At 57.8% G+C, this 16367-nt stretch carries 14 protein-coding genes; 11 read left to right on the top strand and 3 right to left on the bottom strand.

Annotated features, from left to right (window positions below; all coding sequences use genetic code 11):
- Positions 1 to 149: 149 nt before the first annotated feature.
- The 11 genes from CLV83_RS09775 to CLV83_RS09725 all read left to right on the top strand — a co-directional run bounded on the left by CLV83_RS09775 (position 150) and on the right by CLV83_RS09725 (position 12756).
- Complete coding sequence (locus CLV83_RS09775) at positions 150 to 2948, top strand: monovalent cation/H+ antiporter subunit A (RefSeq protein ID WP_132291170.1); 2799 nt, start codon at positions 150 to 152, stop codon at positions 2946 to 2948.
- A 1-nt stretch (position 2949) separates the two neighbouring features.
- Entirely contained in the window at positions 2950 to 3312 is a 363-nt protein-coding gene (locus CLV83_RS09770; RefSeq protein WP_132291167.1) for a Na+/H+ antiporter subunit C, read from the top strand.
- A complete protein-coding gene (locus CLV83_RS09765) occupies positions 3313 to 4827 on the top strand; it encodes a monovalent cation/H+ antiporter subunit D (protein WP_132291164.1) in 1515 nt (504 codons plus the stop codon). It begins immediately after the preceding gene.
- Positions 4824 to 5327, top strand: coding sequence for a Na+/H+ antiporter subunit E (locus tag CLV83_RS09760; RefSeq protein ID WP_132291161.1), 504 nt, complete (start codon positions 4824 to 4826; stop codon positions 5325 to 5327). Before CLV83_RS09765 ends, CLV83_RS09760 begins: the two co-directional genes overlap by 4 nt.
- Entirely contained in the window at positions 5321 to 5590 is a 270-nt protein-coding gene (locus CLV83_RS09755; RefSeq protein WP_132291158.1) for a K+/H+ antiporter subunit F, read from the top strand. The genes CLV83_RS09760 and CLV83_RS09755 overlap by 7 nt, the downstream gene beginning before the upstream one ends.
- Before the next feature lie 12 nt (positions 5591 to 5602).
- The gene (locus CLV83_RS09750; protein WP_132291155.1) at positions 5603 to 5983 is read left to right on the top strand and encodes a Na+/H+ antiporter subunit G; all 381 of its coding nucleotides are present in this window, start codon (positions 5603 to 5605) and stop codon (positions 5981 to 5983) included.
- A 176-nt stretch (positions 5984 to 6159) separates the two neighbouring features.
- Positions 6160 to 7038 (top strand): UTP--glucose-1-phosphate uridylyltransferase GalU, encoded by an 879-nt coding sequence (gene galU, locus CLV83_RS09745; RefSeq protein ID WP_132291152.1) that lies wholly within the window; start codon positions 6160 to 6162, stop codon positions 7036 to 7038.
- A 34-nt stretch (positions 7039 to 7072) separates the two neighbouring features.
- Positions 7073 to 8713, top strand: a complete 1641-nt coding sequence (gene pgi, locus CLV83_RS09740; protein ID WP_132291149.1) for a glucose-6-phosphate isomerase — start codon at positions 7073 to 7075, stop codon at positions 8711 to 8713.
- Between the two features lie 23 nt (positions 8714 to 8736).
- Positions 8737 to 9990: a nucleotide sugar dehydrogenase gene (locus CLV83_RS09735; protein WP_132291146.1), complete on the top strand. Its 1254-nt coding sequence runs from the start codon at positions 8737 to 8739 to the stop codon at positions 9988 to 9990.
- 62 nt (positions 9991 to 10052) lie between these two features.
- Positions 10053 to 12038 (top strand): bifunctional tRNA (5-methylaminomethyl-2-thiouridine)(34)-methyltransferase MnmC2/FAD-dependent 5-carboxymethylaminomethyl-2-thiouridine(34) oxidoreductase MnmC1, encoded by a 1986-nt coding sequence (gene mnmC / locus CLV83_RS09730; RefSeq protein ID WP_165900275.1) that lies wholly within the window; start codon positions 10053 to 10055, stop codon positions 12036 to 12038.
- A gap of 43 nt (positions 12039 to 12081) precedes the next feature.
- Positions 12082 to 12756 (top strand): CBS domain-containing protein, encoded by a 675-nt coding sequence (locus CLV83_RS09725; RefSeq protein WP_132291139.1) that lies wholly within the window; start codon positions 12082 to 12084, stop codon positions 12754 to 12756.
- A gap of 223 nt (positions 12757 to 12979) precedes the next feature.
- On the opposite strand, the gene CLV83_RS09720 is transcribed toward CLV83_RS09725, so the two are convergent.
- The 3 genes from CLV83_RS09720 to ligA are packed head-to-tail and all read right to left on the bottom strand — an operon-like array spanning position 12980 to position 16273.
- Positions 12980 to 13675: a DUF4126 domain-containing protein gene (locus tag CLV83_RS09720; RefSeq protein WP_132291136.1), complete on the bottom strand. Its 696-nt coding sequence runs from the start codon at positions 13673 to 13675 to the stop codon at positions 12980 to 12982.
- 37 nt (positions 13676 to 13712) lie between these two features.
- The gene (locus CLV83_RS09715) at positions 13713 to 13925 is read right to left on the bottom strand and encodes a YheU family protein (RefSeq protein WP_132291133.1); all 213 of its coding nucleotides are present in this window, start codon (positions 13923 to 13925) and stop codon (positions 13713 to 13715) included.
- Positions 13922 to 16273, bottom strand: coding sequence for an NAD-dependent DNA ligase LigA (ligA, locus tag CLV83_RS09710; protein WP_132291130.1), 2352 nt, complete (start codon positions 16271 to 16273; stop codon positions 13922 to 13924). The genes CLV83_RS09715 and ligA overlap by 4 nt, the downstream gene beginning before the upstream one ends.
- Positions 16274 to 16367 lie beyond the last annotated feature (94 nt).

Raw genomic sequence — 16367 nt, 5'->3', positions numbered from 1 at the left:
GGATAAACTCCGGTTTCATTAGACTATATCGGCCTAAGTCGTTATAAATACGCGTTGCGTTCTTGGAACGGAGATTTCCTGAACGCTTAGAAACGCTTTGCCATGATGGCGAGATTCATTGGCTCAACTGACAGGAGTTATCCCCTGCCATGAACCTGATCTGGGTACCACTGCTGCCCTTACTAGGCACCCTGGTGCCGCTGTTTTCCGAGCGTTTTGGGCGGACAGCCTGCGCCTGGATGACGGCGATCCTTCCCGCCGCGGCGCTATTTATCGTACTGAACCATGCGCCCGATATCCTTTCCGGGCAAACACATTTTTCCTCCCTCCCCTGGATTCCTGCACTGGGTCTGGAGCTCTCGTTCCGCCTTGACGGCCTGGGACTGCTATTCTCCCTGCTGATCCTGGGTATCGGGCTGCTTATCATTCTCTATGCCCGGTACTATCTGTCGTCGAAAGACTCCATGGGGCGGTTTTACAGCTATCTGATTTTGTTCATGACAGCGATGGTCGGCATCGTTCTGTCGAACAATATTCTGCAGCTGTGGGTGTTCTGGGAGCTGACCAGTATCAGCTCCTTCCTGCTGATCAGTTTCTGGTCCGACAAACAGGACGCGCGCCGTGGCGCTCGTATGGCGCTCACCGTCACCGGTGCCGGCGGCCTTTGCCTGCTGGCCGGTGTGCTGCTGATCGGCAACCTGGTGGGCAGCTTCGACCTTACGGTCGTGTTGGATCATGCGGTGCAGATCCGTAACTCCAGTCTCTACCCTGTGATTCTGGTATTGGTACTGCTGGGCGCTTTCACCAAGTCGGCGCAGTTCCCGTTCCATTTCTGGCTGCCACATGCCATGGCAGCCCCGACACCGGTAAGTGCTTACTTGCACTCCGCGACCATGGTTAAAGCGGGCATCTTCCTGATGGCCCGTTTTTACCCGGTGCTATCCGGTACCGACATGTGGTTCCTCATCGTCAGCCTGACCGGTCTTGCAACCCTGCTGCTGGGCGCCTATTTCGCCCTGTTCAAACACGATCTCAAGGGACTGCTGGCTTACTCGACCATCAGCCATCTAGGGTTAATCACCCTGCTGCTCGGCATGGACACCAAACTGGCGGCCGTGGCGGCGATTTTCCATATCATCAACCACGCCACCTTCAAGGCCTCCCTGTTCATGGCCGCCGGCATCATCGATCATGAGTCCGGCTCCCGCGATATGCGTAAGTTGAACGGGCTGTGGAAATACATGCCTTACACGGCCACGCTGGCGATGGTTGCCGCCTCGGCGATGGCCGGCGTACCGCTATTGAACGGCTTTTTGTCCAAGGAGATGTTCTTCTCCGAGACCCTGCATCAAAGCTCTCTCGGCTCGCTATCGTGGATCGTGCCGGTACTGGCCACCTGCGGTGGCGTGTTCTCCGTCGCCTACTCGCTGCGTTTTATTCACGATGTATTTTTCAACGGCGAGCCGATCGATCTGCCACGTACCCCACACGAACCGCCGCGTTATATGAAGCTGCCGGTTGAGATCCTCGTGGCTCTGTGCCTGCTGGTCGGCGTCATTCCGGGTTATGTGATCGGCAGTCTGCTACACAGCGCCTCAGCAGCCGTACTCCAGGGCATAGTGCCGGACTACAGCCTGGCGATCTGGCACGGTTTTAACCTGCCACTAACCATGAGTATCGTCGCGTTCATCGGTGGCTTGATTATCTATTCCAACCGCAAGGTTCTGTTCCAGTTCCATGCGCAGTTCCCGGAATCGGATGCCAAAGAGGTGTTCGAGCGCGGTATGAAAATGTTGATGGCGGGATGCCGACGGGTTTACGAATGGCTCGAGAACGGCTCTCTGCAACGTTACCTGCTTCTTATGTTCGGCTTTACGATCATCCTGCTCGCCCGCCCCATGATGCAGTTGAGCGATACAGCCGGTATCCGCACGACCATTCCTGCGGATGGCGTAGTGATTACCGGTGCGGTGCTGCTGGTACTGGGCGCTTTTGCCACCGTGATCTGGCATCGCAAACGGATGATTGCACTGCTGACGCTCTCTATCGTCGGCCTGATCGTATCCGTCGCATTCGCACGCTTCTCGGCACCGGACCTGGCGCTGACTCAGCTATCCGTTGAGGTGGTGACGATTATCCTGCTGATGCTGGCTCTGTTCTTCCTGCCGCAGAAGACGCCGAAGGAGTCCAGCCCGCATCAGGTGATGCGAGACCTGGGGATCTCAGCAATGATCGGCGGTGTGGTCGGCACGCTCTGCTATGCGCTGATGACCCGGCCTCATTCAACCATCTCGGACTTCTTCATTGCCAACAGCAAGACCGGCGGCGGTGGCACCAACGTGGTCAACGTGATTCTGGTGGACTTCCGTGGCTTCGATACGCTGGGTGAGATAACCGTTCTCGGCATTGCCGCCCTCGGTATTTTCAAGCTGATCAACCGTATGCGCCTCTACATGCCATCGGGTGATGAACGCGGACGCCCCTGGTCATCCGACCGCTACCCGATGATTCTCGCCGTGGTATCCCAGTTGCTGCTGCCACTTGCGCTGCTGGTATCGGTTTATATCTTCCTGCGCGGCCACAATATGCCTGGCGGCGGCTTTATCGCCGGCCTGATCACCTCCGTGGCGATCATCCAGCAGTACGTGGCTAACGGCGTTGAGTTCATCAAAAACCGCCTGAAGCTTAACTACCAGTGGCTAATCGGCTCAGGACTGTTGATTGCGACGCTGACCGGCATGGGCAGCTGGCTTGCGGGTGAGCCGTTCCTGACCTCCTGGTTCGACCACTTCCACCTGCCGGTGATCGGTGAGTTCGAGCTGGCCAGCGCCATGCTGTTCGATCTGGGCGTCTACCTGACTGTTATAGGTGCGACCCTGCTGATCCTGGCAAACCTCGGCAAACTGACAACTGCCGAGCGACCCAAGCATAAAGAGGAGGAGTCCTGATATGGAGATGGTTTACGCACTCTGCGTCGGTATTCTGACCACCTGCGGGATCTTCCTGACACTGCGCGGGCGTACCTTCCCGGTCGTTGTCGGCCTGACCATGCTCTCTTACGCGGTGAACCTGTTTCTGTTTGCCAGCGGCCGTCTGAGCAACGAGGATGCCGCCGTACTGCAGGACAGCGCCACCGGCTATGCAGACCCCCTGCCCCAGGCCCTGGTACTGACCGCCATCGTTATAGGTTTCGCGATGACTGCATTCACTGTCATCCTGGCCATGCGCGCCCGTGCCGATTTGGGTAACGATCATGTGGACGGCCGCCTGCCCGTCCAGAATGAAGAATCGCCGCAGAAGGAGAAAAACTGAATGGATCATCTGGCGATTCTCCCGATCATCATTCCGCTGCTCAGCGGGATACTGATGCTGCTGCCGCCGGTCTGCCGCGACAATGCGCGCCAGCGCGCGCTGTCATTAGCGGCACTCGGCTTCATGCTATTGGTATCTATCCGCCTGATCGCCCTGTCGGCCAGCGGCGAGATCCAACTTTACGTTCTCGGTGACTGGCAACCGCCCTTCGGCATCGTCCTGGTAGCTGACCGTTTATCGACCCTGATGCTGCTGCTCACAGCAGTACTGGGCTTTGGCGCCATGCTTTACGCCTGTGGCGGCGACGATAAGCGCGGCATGTATTTCCACCCACTGTTCATGTTCCAGATGATGGGCATCAACGGCGCTTTCCTGACCGGCGATATATTCAACCTGTTCGTCTTCTTTGAGGTGTTGCTGATCTCCTCCTACGCGCTGCTGATCCATGCGGGTGGTAAACAGAAGACGCGCGCCAGCGTGCACTACGTGGTGCTGAACCTGGCCGGTTCATCGATCTTTCTGTTCGCGCTGGGCATTCTGTATGGCACGCTTGGTACGCTGAACATCGCTGACATGTCACAGAAAGTTGCCATGCTGCAACCTTCTGAGCAGATCATCGCCAAGACCGGCGCTCTGATGCTGCTCGTCGTCTTTGGCCTGAAATCCGCCATGCTGCCACTGCAGTTCTGGCTTCCGCGCACCTACGCCAGTGCCAGCGCTCCGGTAGCGGCGCTGTTCGCCGTACTGACCAAGGTGGGCATTTACAGCATCCTGCGCGTATTCACCGTGGTCTTTGGTGATGATGCCGGAGGCCTGGCTAATCTTGCCCAACCCTGGCTCTGGCCCATCGCGATACTAACTCTGATCATCGGTGCCCTGGGAATCCTAGCCGCGTCTAGCCTGCGCCAGCTGATCGCCCAGCTGGTGATCCTGTCGATCGGAACGCTGCTGGCTGCCGCGGCCATGTCCCGTGTTGAGGCAACCAGCGCCCTGCTTTATTACCTGGTGCACTCAACGCTGGTCTGCGGAGCCCTGTTCCTGTTAGCGGACCTGATATTCCAGCAGCGCGGCAAGGCCGAAGACCGCTTTGTTACGGCGCGCAAGATGTGCCAGCCGGTCCCCCTGGGCATAGCCTTCTTTATCGGCGCCCTGGCTATCGCCGGCCTGCCGCCATTTTCCGGCTTTGTCGGCAAAGCGCTGATTCTAAAAGCCGCGGACATTAACGCAGAAGCTGGCTGGGTTTACCCCGCTGTGCTTATCGGCGGTCTCGCTGCCCTGATCGCGCTTTCCCGCGCTGGCACTTCGCTGTTCTGGAATATCAGCCGCGAGCAGGCGGATATCTGCGAGCGCCCACCGAGGGTTAAACTGGTGGCGGTTTACCTGCTATTGGCCACCTCACCCTTGCTGGTCATCTTCGGCGGACCGATGACCGAGTTCACCGAACAGACGGCCATTCAGCTGCATGGTCTTAGCAGCAACCTTGAACCTCTGCTGCGACCGGGAGGTGGCTCATGAAGCTCCAGGCACGCAACCGCTGGATACCGATGCCAGCGCAAAGCTTTATCCTGTTTGTTGTCTGGCTGCTGCTGAACAACTCGGTAGCACCGGGGCAGATACTGCTAGGCGCCTTCCTGGCATGGACAATTCCACTGCTGGTTTCCCCCATGCAGGCGCGCCAGCCCCGGGTCCTGCGGCATGGCCTGGCCGTTCGCTACACCTTCATGGTGATGTACGACATTGTCGTCGCCAACTTTGAAGTCGCGATGCGGGTCTTGGGACCCAATCGTCGTCTGAACCCTGCTTTTGTAGCCATCCCGCTGGACCTCGAGGGTGACCTGCCGATCACCCTGCTTGCCAGCACCATCTCGCTGACACCAGGCACGGTCAGCACCGAGGTCAGCGAGGACCGCCGCTGGTTGTATGTTCACGCACTGCACCTGGAAAACGAGACTGCGCTGATCGAACAGATCAAGTCCCGCTATGAAGCGCCGCTGAAGGAGATTTTCGGATGCTGAGCATGACTATTACGATCGTCAGCGTGATGATCTGTATCGCTCTGGTGATGAACCTGATCCGGCTACTGACAGGTCCGGATCTTCCCGACCGCATCCTGGCCCTGGATACCCTCTACATCAACAGCATCGGCCTGATCCTGCTGTTTGGGCTGTACAAGGGCTCGGCGCTCTATTTTGAAGGCGCGCTGCTTATTGCCATGCTGGGTTTTGTCAGCACCGCTGCGCTGTGTAAGTACCTGTTGCGCGGCGATATTATCGAGTAAAGGAGACCTGCCATGAGCACTACTGTTGAACTGATCGTCTCCGCCTTCCTGTTAATGGGGGGAAGCTTTGTGCTGCTCGGCTCCTTCGGCCTACTGAAGCTGCCCGACTTTTTTACCCGGCTGCACGCTCCGACCAAAGCCACAACCCTGGGCCTGGCCGGTCTGCTTATCGGATCGATGATCTATTTTTTTGCCGCTGAACAACGACTGATGGTGCATGAGCTGCTAATCACGCTGTTCCTGCTGATTACCGCCCCCGTCAGCGCCCATATGCTGGCGAAAACTGCACTTCACCATCAGGTTAAATCGCTACAACGGACCCAGGGCAGATCCCTCGCTGAATCCGCAAGAGAGCGTCAGGCTCCCTCGTTTAGCGAAGACACTAACCTGTGACGACATGGGTTACCCAAGGGTAGCCCTGTCACTTTTCCGCGCCATAAAAACGCCCAAACTTTGCCCATCGCAGTCCCTTTATGACCCACTGAAGGGCAGTAATCCCGGGCTGTGCGGGCTATCACCTCTTTGTGTTATGGTATCTACAAAATGAGCCAAGAAAGGACTGCCGCACAATGCTGAGCAAAGTCGTTATTCCCGTCGCCGGACTGGGTACCCGCGTTCTTCCCGCCAGTAAAGCGATTCCCAAGGAAATGCTGACCGTTGTTGACAAACCGGTCATCCAGCACGTCGTTGAAGAAGCGATTGCCGCTGGCTTTCGCGAGATTATCCTCGTTACCCGCAGCGGCAAGCAGGCGATTGAAGACCACTTCGATCACCACTACGAACTTGAGCACGAGCTAACCCGCAAGGGCAAACACGAGCTTCGCGCTGCCGTTAACGATACGCTGCCCGACGATGTTGAAATCGTCTCCGTACGCCAGCCTCAGGCACTGGGTCTCGGTCACGCGGTGCTCTGCGCCTCCCATGTAGTCGGTGACGACGATTTCGCTGTCATCCTGCCGGACATGGTGATCGATAATCCTGACGGGAACCGCGACCTTACCGCCATGGCCAAGCGTTACGCTGAGACAGGCAAGGGCCAGATTATGGTGGAATCGGTGCCTGAAGATCAGGTTCAGCGCTACGGCATCGTCGACTGCGGCGGCACCAAGGTAGATGCTGGTGATGCTGCAGAAATCAAAGGCATGGTGGAAAAGCCCAAGGCCGAGGAAGCTCCCTCCAACCTGGCTATCGTGGGCCGCTACATACTTCCTGCCCGCGTCATGGAACTGCTGAAGACGACAAAACCCGGTGCCGGCGGCGAAATTCAGCTTACCGATGCACTGCTGGAGCTGACCGAGGAATCACCGCTGGAAGCTTACAACATGCGCGGCAAGATCTACGACTGTGGCAACAAGGCCGGTTTACTGCAGGCTAACGTGGCACTGGGCCTGCGCCACCCGGAAACAGCCGAAGCATTGAAAGCATTTATTCAGGGATTGGACGTCTGATTAATCGGACCTCAATCGGCAATAAGGAGATACCGTGAACCCTGATACCTGCTGGAGCAACCTGCGCGATTCAGCGCAGATACTGAAAAAGAAGCATCTGAGCGAGCTGCTCAGCGATGACACCCGCTTCGACACGCTATCATTCAGCCATGATGGTGTACTGCTGGACCTGAGCCGCCAACGGTTACTGCCCGAAACAGTTGATCAATTGGTTGCGTTGGCCGAAGCCAGCGGCCTGAAAGAGAAGATCGATGCTCTGATCGGCGGTGCTCGCGTTAACATCACCGAAGACCGCGCCGCACTTCACACGGCGCTGCGTACTCCTGCAGAGAAATCGCTCGAAGTCGACGGCGTCGACGTGGTAGCAGGCGTACAGCAAACGCTGCAGAAGATGGACAAGCTGGTCAGCATACTGCACTCAGGTCAGTGGCGTGGCTACAACGGCGAAGCGATCGACACCGTCGTCAACATCGGTGTCGGTGGTTCCGATCTTGGACCACTGATGACCTGCCATGCGCTTGAAGAGTTTAAGCCAGATACCGTCCAAGGCATCGATCTGCACTTTGTTTCGTCTATGGACGGTAGCCAGCTGTCTGGTCTGCTGAGTCGGCTGAACCCGGCCACCACCCTGTTTGTGCTGTCATCGAAATCCTTTACCACCATCGACACCCTGGCCAACGCAGCCACGGCTCGTCAGTGGCTGCTGGATGCCAGCGGACTTGAGGTGGAAACCATCCTCAGGCACCACTTTATCGGCATCACTGCACAGCCGGCAAAAGCCTGTGAGTGGGGTATACCTGAGCAGAACCAGCTGCTGTTCTGGGACTGGACAGGTGGACGCTATTCCATGTGGTCCGCCATTGGCCTGCCGATCGCCATCGCTACCGGCATGGACGGGTTCCGCCAGCTGTTAGCGGGTGCCCATAGCATCGACACCCATTATCAGCAGGCACCTTTCAAGGAAAACCTGCCGGTACTGCTTGCTCTGGCGGGTATCTGGAATATCAACCTGCTGGATATTCATGCCCACGCAATCCTGCCTTATGACGGACGCCTGGCACACCTGCCGTCCTATCTCGAGCAGCTGGAGATGGAAAGCAACGGCAAAAGCGTAACGCTCGACGGCGCAGACTCCGATGCTCGCACCTGCCCGGTTCTCTGGGGCGAGATAGGCCCCAACGCCCAGCACGCTTTCTACCAGCTGCTGCATCAGGGCACCGAAGCGGTCATGTGCGATTTTATCGTACCGGCCAAGCGCTACACCGAACAAAGCCAGACACTGCAGGAACAGCATCGACTGGCACTGGCGAACTGCCTGGCCCAGGCTCGGGTACTGGCTCTCGGTGATAAAGCCCTGGATGAAGAGACAGCCTCCGCAGCCCCTCCCTGGAAGCGCTACCGCGGTAATCAACCCAGCACGGTGATTCTTGTCGATGAATTGACCCCATACTCCCTGGGTCAGTTGATCGCCATATATGAACACAAGGTCTACACCCAGGCGGTGATCTGGCAGATTAACCCGTTTGACCAGTGGGGCGTCGAACTCGGTAAGAAGATGGCCACAGCCATGTTGAACGAGCTCGATGAGGCAAGCCCTTCAACAACACTGGATAGCGCCACGCGCGGCTTGCTCGGACGCATAAACAGGCTGCGCCACGACTCTGAGTCCGCCTAAGAACCGCTTTGTAAGGATTGAATATGAAGATCTGTGTATGGGGAGAGGAGCTGGCCGCATGGATCGCAGCCGCTCAGTTCGCCGGCTTCGGTAACGATGTCATCAAGGCAGGCTCCGAGATGGCGCCTGCGGACAGTAGCAACCGCGTAGAACCCGGATTGATGGAACAGCTCCAACATTCCATCGATGCCGGCAAGCTTGTCTCCAATGAACAGGAAGACCCTTTCTCTGCCGATATCCACTGGCTGGCGATCGGCCCGGGTGAGCTGGAGGCAGCCACTGAGATTGTGGCGCGGATCGCTGCGGTACATACCGGCCAGGTACTGGTGATCAACCAAAGCAACCTGGGCAGCGGAGCCAGTGACCAATTGCAGCAAAGGCTTGATGCCGAGCGCGATCAGCACGTTATCTATCTGCCCGATATGCTGCAGGCGGGCCAGGCGATGCGTCAGTTTTCAAATCCTGACGTACTGCTGGTTGGCTGTGAACATGAAGCTGCACGGATCATGTTTGCGGCGCTGATGCGCCCCTTCACCCGTGAGGGCACCGAACTACGGATGATGAGCCGCCGCGAGGCAGAGTTTACCAAGTTCGCCATCACCGGCATGCTGGCACTGCGCCTGGGCTACATCAACGAGCTCGCCACGCTGGCGGACCATGTGGGCGTCGATATCGAAACCGTCCGCGACGGCATGAGTACCGACCCCCGTGTTGGTCCCCACTACCTGGCACCAGGCTGCGGCTTCGGCGGCCAGCATTTCACCCAGTATATCGAAGGCCTGGCAGGCCTGCTGAGCAAAACCCGTGGCTCAACGCTTCTGGAAACCGTACTGACCCAGAACGAGCAGCATAAGGAATTGCCGTTCAGGAAACTCTGGCAGCACTTCCACTGCGATCTGAGCGGGCGACGTATTGCAGTCTGGGGCCTGGCATTCAAACCTGGTGTCACCACTATCGACGGAGCCCCCAGCCTCAAGACAGTGGATGCCCTGCTTGCCCAGGGAGCGATTATTCAGCTGCACGATCCCGAAGCTCTGGAGGAGTTCCGTTTCCACTACGGCGAAAGTGAGCAACTGGTATACTGCGACGAGCCCTACGATGCGGTGAATAATGCAGACGCCTTGCTGCTGCTAACCGCCTGGCCCGAGTACTGGTCACCGAACTACACCGAGCTTCATCGTCTGATGAAAGACCCGGTGATTATCGATGGCCGCAATGTTTACGATCCGCAGCTGCTGCACGACCTGGGATTCACCTATTACGGCGTGGGGCGCTAGCGCCAGAGAGCGGCATAGAGTCGAGAAACCTATGCCGCTTCTTCAACACCGGAACAGTCCCCTTGAGCACCAATCAAAAAAGTACACCCGGCACCAAACTCACTCCCGCCCAGGTTGAGTGGCAGGAAGACACCCCGGTCTCTGTCGAGTTTGACGATATCTATTTCAACAAGGCCGGTGGCCGGGCTGAAACCGAGCACGTTTTTCTTAACGCCAATCAGCTCACGCCCCGCTGGCAGCAACTACGCCCACGGGATCACTTCTGTATTGCAGAAACCGGTTTTGGTACCGGACTCAATTTTCTCTGCGCCCGTGACCTCTGGCTAAAAACGGCGCCTGCAGATGCCCATCTGCATTTTTTCTCCTGTGAGAAATACCCACTCTGCCGCAACGACCTGCAGACCGCTCTCGAACACTGGCCTGAATTCAAAGTGGCCTGCGACCACCTGGTGGCTGGCTGGCCTCCAGCGGCCGAAGGTTTCTACACCCTTGAGTTCGACGGCGGCAGGGTCACGTTGACGCTTGCCTTGGGTGACGCTGCAAACATGCTGGCCGCATTCGATGGAACCGTCGATGCCTGGTTTCTCGACGGGTTTGCCCCCTCCCGTAACCCCGATATGTGGAGCGAGGCACTTTTCAACGAGATCGCCAACCATTCTGCAACGGGAACAACTTTCGGCACCTTTACCGCAGCAGGTATTGTCCGCAGAGGCCTGGCTGACTCTGGGTTTAAAGTCGCCAAAGCAGCGGGTTTTGGCCAGAAACGGGATATGCTGACCGGCAGTTTTGAGCAGATCGATAAGGAAATAACTCGGCCACCCTGGTTGGTACGACCTGAACCTCAAGACAACGCTCGCAAAGCGATTGTTATCGGCGCGGGTATTGCGGGCGCAAGCACGGCTGCGGCCCTGGCATCAAGGGGCTGGCAAGTCGATGTGCTCGAACGTCGCGCAGAAGCTGCGCTGGAAGGATCGGGCAACCCTCAGGGCGCGTTGTATCTCAAGCTTCCCAAAGACCCGACTCGCCAGGGCGAGTTGCACCTGCAGGGCCTTCATTACAGCGGTCAGCTGGTGCGCTGCCTGGCTGAAGAAAGCCCGGATACGGGGCAGATCTGCGGATTGCTAAGCCTGGCACTGACTCCCCAAGAGCGTAAACGCCAACAGCAACTGCTGGATGCAGACCGCTATCCAGCCGAACTGGTACGTCCGGTTGATGCCGAAGAAGCCTCTAAGATCGCGGCGCTTGAGATGGGTGCGGGCGGTCTATACTTCCCGGAAGGCGGCTGGGCATCACCCAGGCTACTTTGCCGGCAGCTCCTGAGTCACCCGCTGATCAACTGCCACTTTGATACCGCTGTGAGCTCACTGACCTATAACGAGAGCCAGGCACTCTGGGGGATCAACGATAAGCAGTTTTCAGCGCCGGTGGTTGTGGTTTGCAGCGCCTCTGATACAGCCAAGCTCGAGCCGCTCTCTTTTCTGCCACTTAAGCCAATTCGTGGCCAAACCACCCAGGCTCCCAGACCGGCAAAGGTCAACAACCTGCGCACGGTTGTCTGTGGCGAAGGCTATATATCACCGCCCCTCTACGATCAATACTGCTATGGCGCCAGCTTCAAGGTCAACGACCTATCCTCTGAGGTTCGACAGGAGGAGCAGGAGCACAACCACGAACTCCTCGCTCGCGCCGTGCCCACACTGGCAGAGAACATTAACCTGGAGACGGCCAGCGGACGTGTCGCTTTTCGCGCCACCTCACCGGATTACATGCCGATCGTAGGCGCCGTACCCGACCTTGCCTGGACAGTGGACCGCTTCGACCGTCTCCGGCGCGATGCCCGCTGGACGTTTGAGCCGGGTATGAAGCACCTCCCAGGGCTGTTTGTGAATGCCGGCCACGGATCTAAAGGCCTTCTCAGCTGTCCAATCAGTGCACAGGTTATTGCCGCCCTTATCGAAGGAAGCCCTCTGCCCGTAACCCGGGCTGTGGCCGATGCGATCAACCCAGTGCGCTTTACTATCAAGAAATTAGTAAAGGGGACGATATAAAAGGGATAGAGATTAAGCGGCCCCACAGGCGGGAGATTAAAACATGGCACTGGTAGTTTATGATCAGGGGTACCGAATACAGACCCCGGTAGCTTCCCAGTTCAAACCCAAAGGGGTCGATACCCTGACAGAGCCCAAGGAATCGGGCAGCCTGCCCTCGAGCGATGATATCGCCCATGACGAGGCGCGCGAGCTGGAGCAGTCTTTTCTTCTGGGTAGACAACCAGGCAAACAGTCACCACCGCGCAAAGCGCCAGCAAACAAAGGGTCTGCCGGCCCTGGCATCTACAGCAAAAGCTCTCTCGTAGGGCCTGAACGGCGCAAGAGCGGTCTTACCGCGAAACAGCTTTTTACAGCGCCGGTCTACACCTCTCGACTGCATGACACCCTGTATAGCGCCAACCAGAAGATGCAGGACCATGGCATCCATCACCTGGTCGTGGTCGATGAAGATTCGCGCCCTCTGGGGCTGATTTCGAACACTGACCTCGAAAGGGTAGGCAAGGACTCGGTACAGCCGGTTTCCACCGGATACCAGAGCCAGATGATTGTCGCCTCACTGGATACCGAGCTGTCGGTGCTGGCCAACACCTTTGTTAACTACTCAGTCCGCGCGCTGCCGGTGATCGATGAGCAGGAAAAGGTGGTTGGGATCATCACTCGTTCCGACCTGCTGCGACTGCTGATCAATAATGGCCGAGTAGACAGTAAAGTCTGAGATTCGGCCACTTCCGGGATAGTTTGCTTCAGGCAGGATAGGAACGGCGCCTCGCCGCGGTAATTCTCAGAGCCCGGAGGCCTGGCGTCTATGCAATACCCCCAACCAAACCATCCGGCGCGATGACGCTGAAGATACACGACGACTGTCCAAAAGAGAGCTGGCCAAAAGAGGCCTGACCAAAAGAGACTTGGCCTCTTCTGGACGCATCCCCTCAGCAGATTTAACGCCTGCCATCAGAAGAGGGAAGCCCCTGAGGTTTGGCCGGTTGCGCCCCTGGCCGGAAATCGGGCACTTCTGGCTCAGGCTCCTCTTTAGCGCCGAACAACCGGGCCAGAAAGCCGAATACCCGTTTGATACCGCGCCAGAGCTTGGGAAGCACCCAGATAAGAAAGAGAATAAACAGGACAAACGCCGCCAGGAACCACCAGGGATGGTTCAGTGCGGCCCATAGACCGCCGAGCACGATAAGGTCTTCACTGAATGAGGCTGTCCAGTTGGTCACGGGCTCCGGCGAGGTATTGATCATCACCCTTGTCCCGGCCTTCAAACTATGACTCCCCGCGGCCACCGAGCCGCCAACAATAGCGGCAGCCAGCCCGACCACCGGCGAAATATCACCGACAGCACCGGCCGCCAGAGCCGCCCCTGCAGGTATACGAATGAAAGTGTGCAGCGTATCCCAGCCGGTATCGACTCCTGGCACCTTATCAGCAAAAAACTCGACGCAGTACATCAGGCCCGCCGCCATAATCACCAGCGGATCACCGACTATTTCCAGCCCTGGAGGCAGATCGATATGGCCCATATTGTTAAGCACACCCAGCATCAACAGGGTCGCATACAGGTTAATACCACTGGCCCAGGCCACACCCATGGAGAGCGCTATCAGGCTGGTAATCTGGTCAAGCTGGTCCATTCAGTCGTACCTCAGGCTAAACAGAAGGCGGCTCCGGTTAAAGCCGCTCTTTTGCCACTATAGAACATTCACCTGTACTTTCACTGAACAGTAACACCACCTCGCCTGAGCGCAGCTTTGCCTTCACCTGCTCCACCTTGCGCGCCAACGGAGTCTCCTGCTCGCCGTAATCGGTGCCATCGCGGGTGACAAACTCTTCGATCAGCCCGTTAAGCGCATCGTCTGAAAGCTCTTTCCAGGGCAGGATCATAGGCCCTGCCCCTCGGCTTCCAGCAGCTCAATCAACTGCGCTTCGTTAAGGATACGGATACCCAGCTGCTCCGCCTTGGCCAGTTTCGAGCCCGCCTTTTCACCGGCAACCAGGGCCGAGGTCTTCGCCGAGACACTACCGGCTACCTTAGCCCCCAGTGCCTGCAGGCGTACCTTGGCTTCATCGCGGGTTAATCGCTCCATGGCGCCGGTCAGCACCCAGGTTTCACCGTCCAGCGGCAGGCTTTCCGCAGACTCCTCCGGCTCACACTCCCAGTGCATACCGAACTCTCGCAGCTGCTGCTCCGTATCGATTAACTTGCGCCGGTTAGCTTCGCTTTGCAGGTACTCAAATACATTCTGGCGAGCCTGAGTAGAAAGACCCGATACTGTTGCGAGGGTCTCTTCACTGGCCTCCAGCAACGCCTGCAGGTTGCCAAAGTGAGCAGCCAGATTATCCGCCCCCTTTCGTCCTACCCTGAAAATACCCAGGCTGTCGATCAAAGCACCAAAGGCCACGCTGCCCACCAGCGCGGGACTCACCTGGCCGGACTCTTTTGGCTCTACGCCCAGACTCAGCAGATCATCGATCACCTGCTGGTTATGGTCGTCCTGCATGAAAATGTGGATCTCATGGGCCACAGTGAGGCCGATATCCTTAAGGGTTGCCAGCACCTGCGGCAGCGCCTTGCGGATATTGCTCAGGCTGCCAAGGCTGTTCGCCAGCGTGCGAGCCGTTTCCTCACCGACCTCAGGAATACCCAGCGCATAAATAAAGCGCTCAAGGCTGATCTGGCGGCGCTGATCGATGGCAGCGACAAGGTTCTCGCTGGAAAGCTGGGCAAAGCCTTCAAGTCTCAGCAGGTCGCGTGCGGTCAGGCGGAAAAGGTCCGCCGGCGAGCGCACCAGCTCCTGGTCCACCAGTTGCTCGATATTTTTCTCGCCCAGTCCATCGATATCCATCGCCTTGCGCGAACCAAAGTGAAACAGCGCCTGCTTCAGCTGTGCTTCGCAGGAAAGGCGGCCAACACAGCGGTAGATCGCTCCCTCGCTGACCTGAGCACCGCTCTTGCCATGCTTGATCAACTGGGTACGTTCAATATCGGAACCACATACCGGGCAGTGCTCGGGCACCTGCACGGGCTTTTCACCGCGCGGCTTGTCGGTGACCACCTTGACGATCTGCGGGATCACATCTCCCGCCCGACGCACCATGACGTAATCGCCGATCTTTACATCCAGACGGGCGATCTCGTCCATGTTGTGGAGTGTGGCATTACTCACCGTAACACCGCCCACAAATACCGGCTCGAGACGCGCCACCGGTGTTACCGCACCGGTACGCCCTACCTGGAACTCGACATCATTAAGCCGGGTAATCTCTTCCTGGGCCGGGAATTTATGTGCGATCGCCCAGCGCGGCGCTCGGGCCACAAACCCAAGCTCCTGCTGGACCTCACGGCTATCTACCTTGAACACCAGGCCATCGATATCGTACGCCAGCCCCCCGCGCTTCTGTTCCATATCCCGGTAATATTCGAGACAACCGTCAGCACCGGTCACCAGCCGCATCTCCGGGTTTATTTTCAGCCCCCATTCTCGCAGCTGACGAAGCGTCTCACTGTGGCTATCGGGCAGCTCGCCGCCTTCAACGATGCCTGTGCTGTAGCTACAGAACTCCAGCGGTCGCTGGGCGGTGATCTTGGGATCCAGCTGACGCAGGCTGCCAGCGGCGGCGTTACGCGGGTTAACGAAGGTTTTCTCGTCCCGCGCCCGGGCGCGCTCGTTAAGCTCTTCAAACCCTGCCTTGGGCATATAGACCTCACCCCGAACCTCAAGCCGCTGCGGCCAGCCGCTGCCACGCAGTTTAAGCGGTATATTGGCGATGGTGCGCACATTCAGGGTGATATCCTCACCGGTGTAACCATCACCGCGGGTGGCGCCACGCACCAGAATGCCGTCCTCATACAGCAGACTGATCGCCAGACCATCCAGTTTCGGTTCGCAGGCAAACTCTAGTGTCGAGCCATCAACACCGCTGAGCCGGTCAGCGATGCGCTTAACGAACGCCCTGAGCTCCTCTTCGCTGAAGGCGTTGTCCAATGACAGCATCGGCAGTTCATGAGTCACCTCAGCAAAGCCACCTTTGGGTTTGGCGCCCACACGCTGGGTCGGCGAATCCGGCGTCACCAGCTCCGGGTGTTCATCTTCCAGAGCCCTAAGCTCACGGAAAAGGCGATCATACTCGGCATCGGGGATACTGGGTTCGTCGAGGACGTAGTAACGGTGGTTATGGGTGTCGATCTGTTCACGCAGCGTCTGAATGCGCTCCGGGGCTGAGGTACTCATCGGTTCGGGATATCTCTGGAAAGGAGCCAGACACTCACTGTCTGGCTGGGTGTTGCTAAGTCGGGCGCGCTATCTGTATCAGTATCTATACGGA

It is taken from the genome of Marinobacterium mangrovicola (genome assembly GCF_004339595.1).
GTDB classification, from domain to species: domain Bacteria; phylum Pseudomonadota; class Gammaproteobacteria; order Pseudomonadales; family Balneatricaceae; genus Marinobacterium_D; species Marinobacterium_D mangrovicola.
This window is presented reverse-complemented; position numbering and strand designations above follow the sequence as displayed.

What these genes read in the sequence shown, in the direction of transcription:
- CLV83_RS09775 (WP_132291170.1), top strand. Translation starts at nt 150, where the DNA reads ATGAACCTGATCTGGGTACCACTGCTGCCCTTACTAGGCACCCTGGTG.
- CLV83_RS09770 (WP_132291167.1), top strand. Translation starts at nt 2,950, where the DNA reads ATGGAGATGGTTTACGCACTCTGCGTCGGTATTCTGACCACCTGCGGG.
- CLV83_RS09765 (WP_132291164.1), top strand. Translation starts at nt 3,313, where the DNA reads ATGGATCATCTGGCGATTCTCCCGATCATCATTCCGCTGCTCAGCGGG.
- CLV83_RS09760 (WP_132291161.1), top strand. Translation starts at nt 4,824, where the DNA reads ATGAAGCTCCAGGCACGCAACCGCTGGATACCGATGCCAGCGCAAAGC.
- CLV83_RS09755 (WP_132291158.1), top strand. Translation starts at nt 5,321, where the DNA reads ATGCTGAGCATGACTATTACGATCGTCAGCGTGATGATCTGTATCGCT.
- CLV83_RS09750 (WP_132291155.1), top strand. Translation starts at nt 5,603, where the DNA reads ATGAGCACTACTGTTGAACTGATCGTCTCCGCCTTCCTGTTAATGGGG.
- galU (WP_132291152.1), top strand. Translation starts at nt 6,160, where the DNA reads ATGCTGAGCAAAGTCGTTATTCCCGTCGCCGGACTGGGTACCCGCGTT.
- CLV83_RS09735 (WP_132291146.1), top strand. Translation starts at nt 8,737, where the DNA reads ATGAAGATCTGTGTATGGGGAGAGGAGCTGGCCGCATGGATCGCAGCC.
- CLV83_RS09725 (WP_132291139.1), top strand. Translation starts at nt 12,082, where the DNA reads ATGGCACTGGTAGTTTATGATCAGGGGTACCGAATACAGACCCCGGTA.
- CLV83_RS09720 (WP_132291136.1), bottom strand. Translation starts at nt 13,675, where the DNA reads ATGGACCAGCTTGACCAGATTACCAGCCTGATAGCGCTCTCCATGGGT.
- CLV83_RS09715 (WP_132291133.1), bottom strand. Translation starts at nt 13,925, where the DNA reads ATGATCCTGCCCTGGAAAGAGCTTTCAGACGATGCGCTTAACGGGCTG.
- ligA (WP_132291130.1), bottom strand. Translation starts at nt 16,273, where the DNA reads ATGAGTACCTCAGCCCCGGAGCGCATTCAGACGCTGCGTGAACAGATC.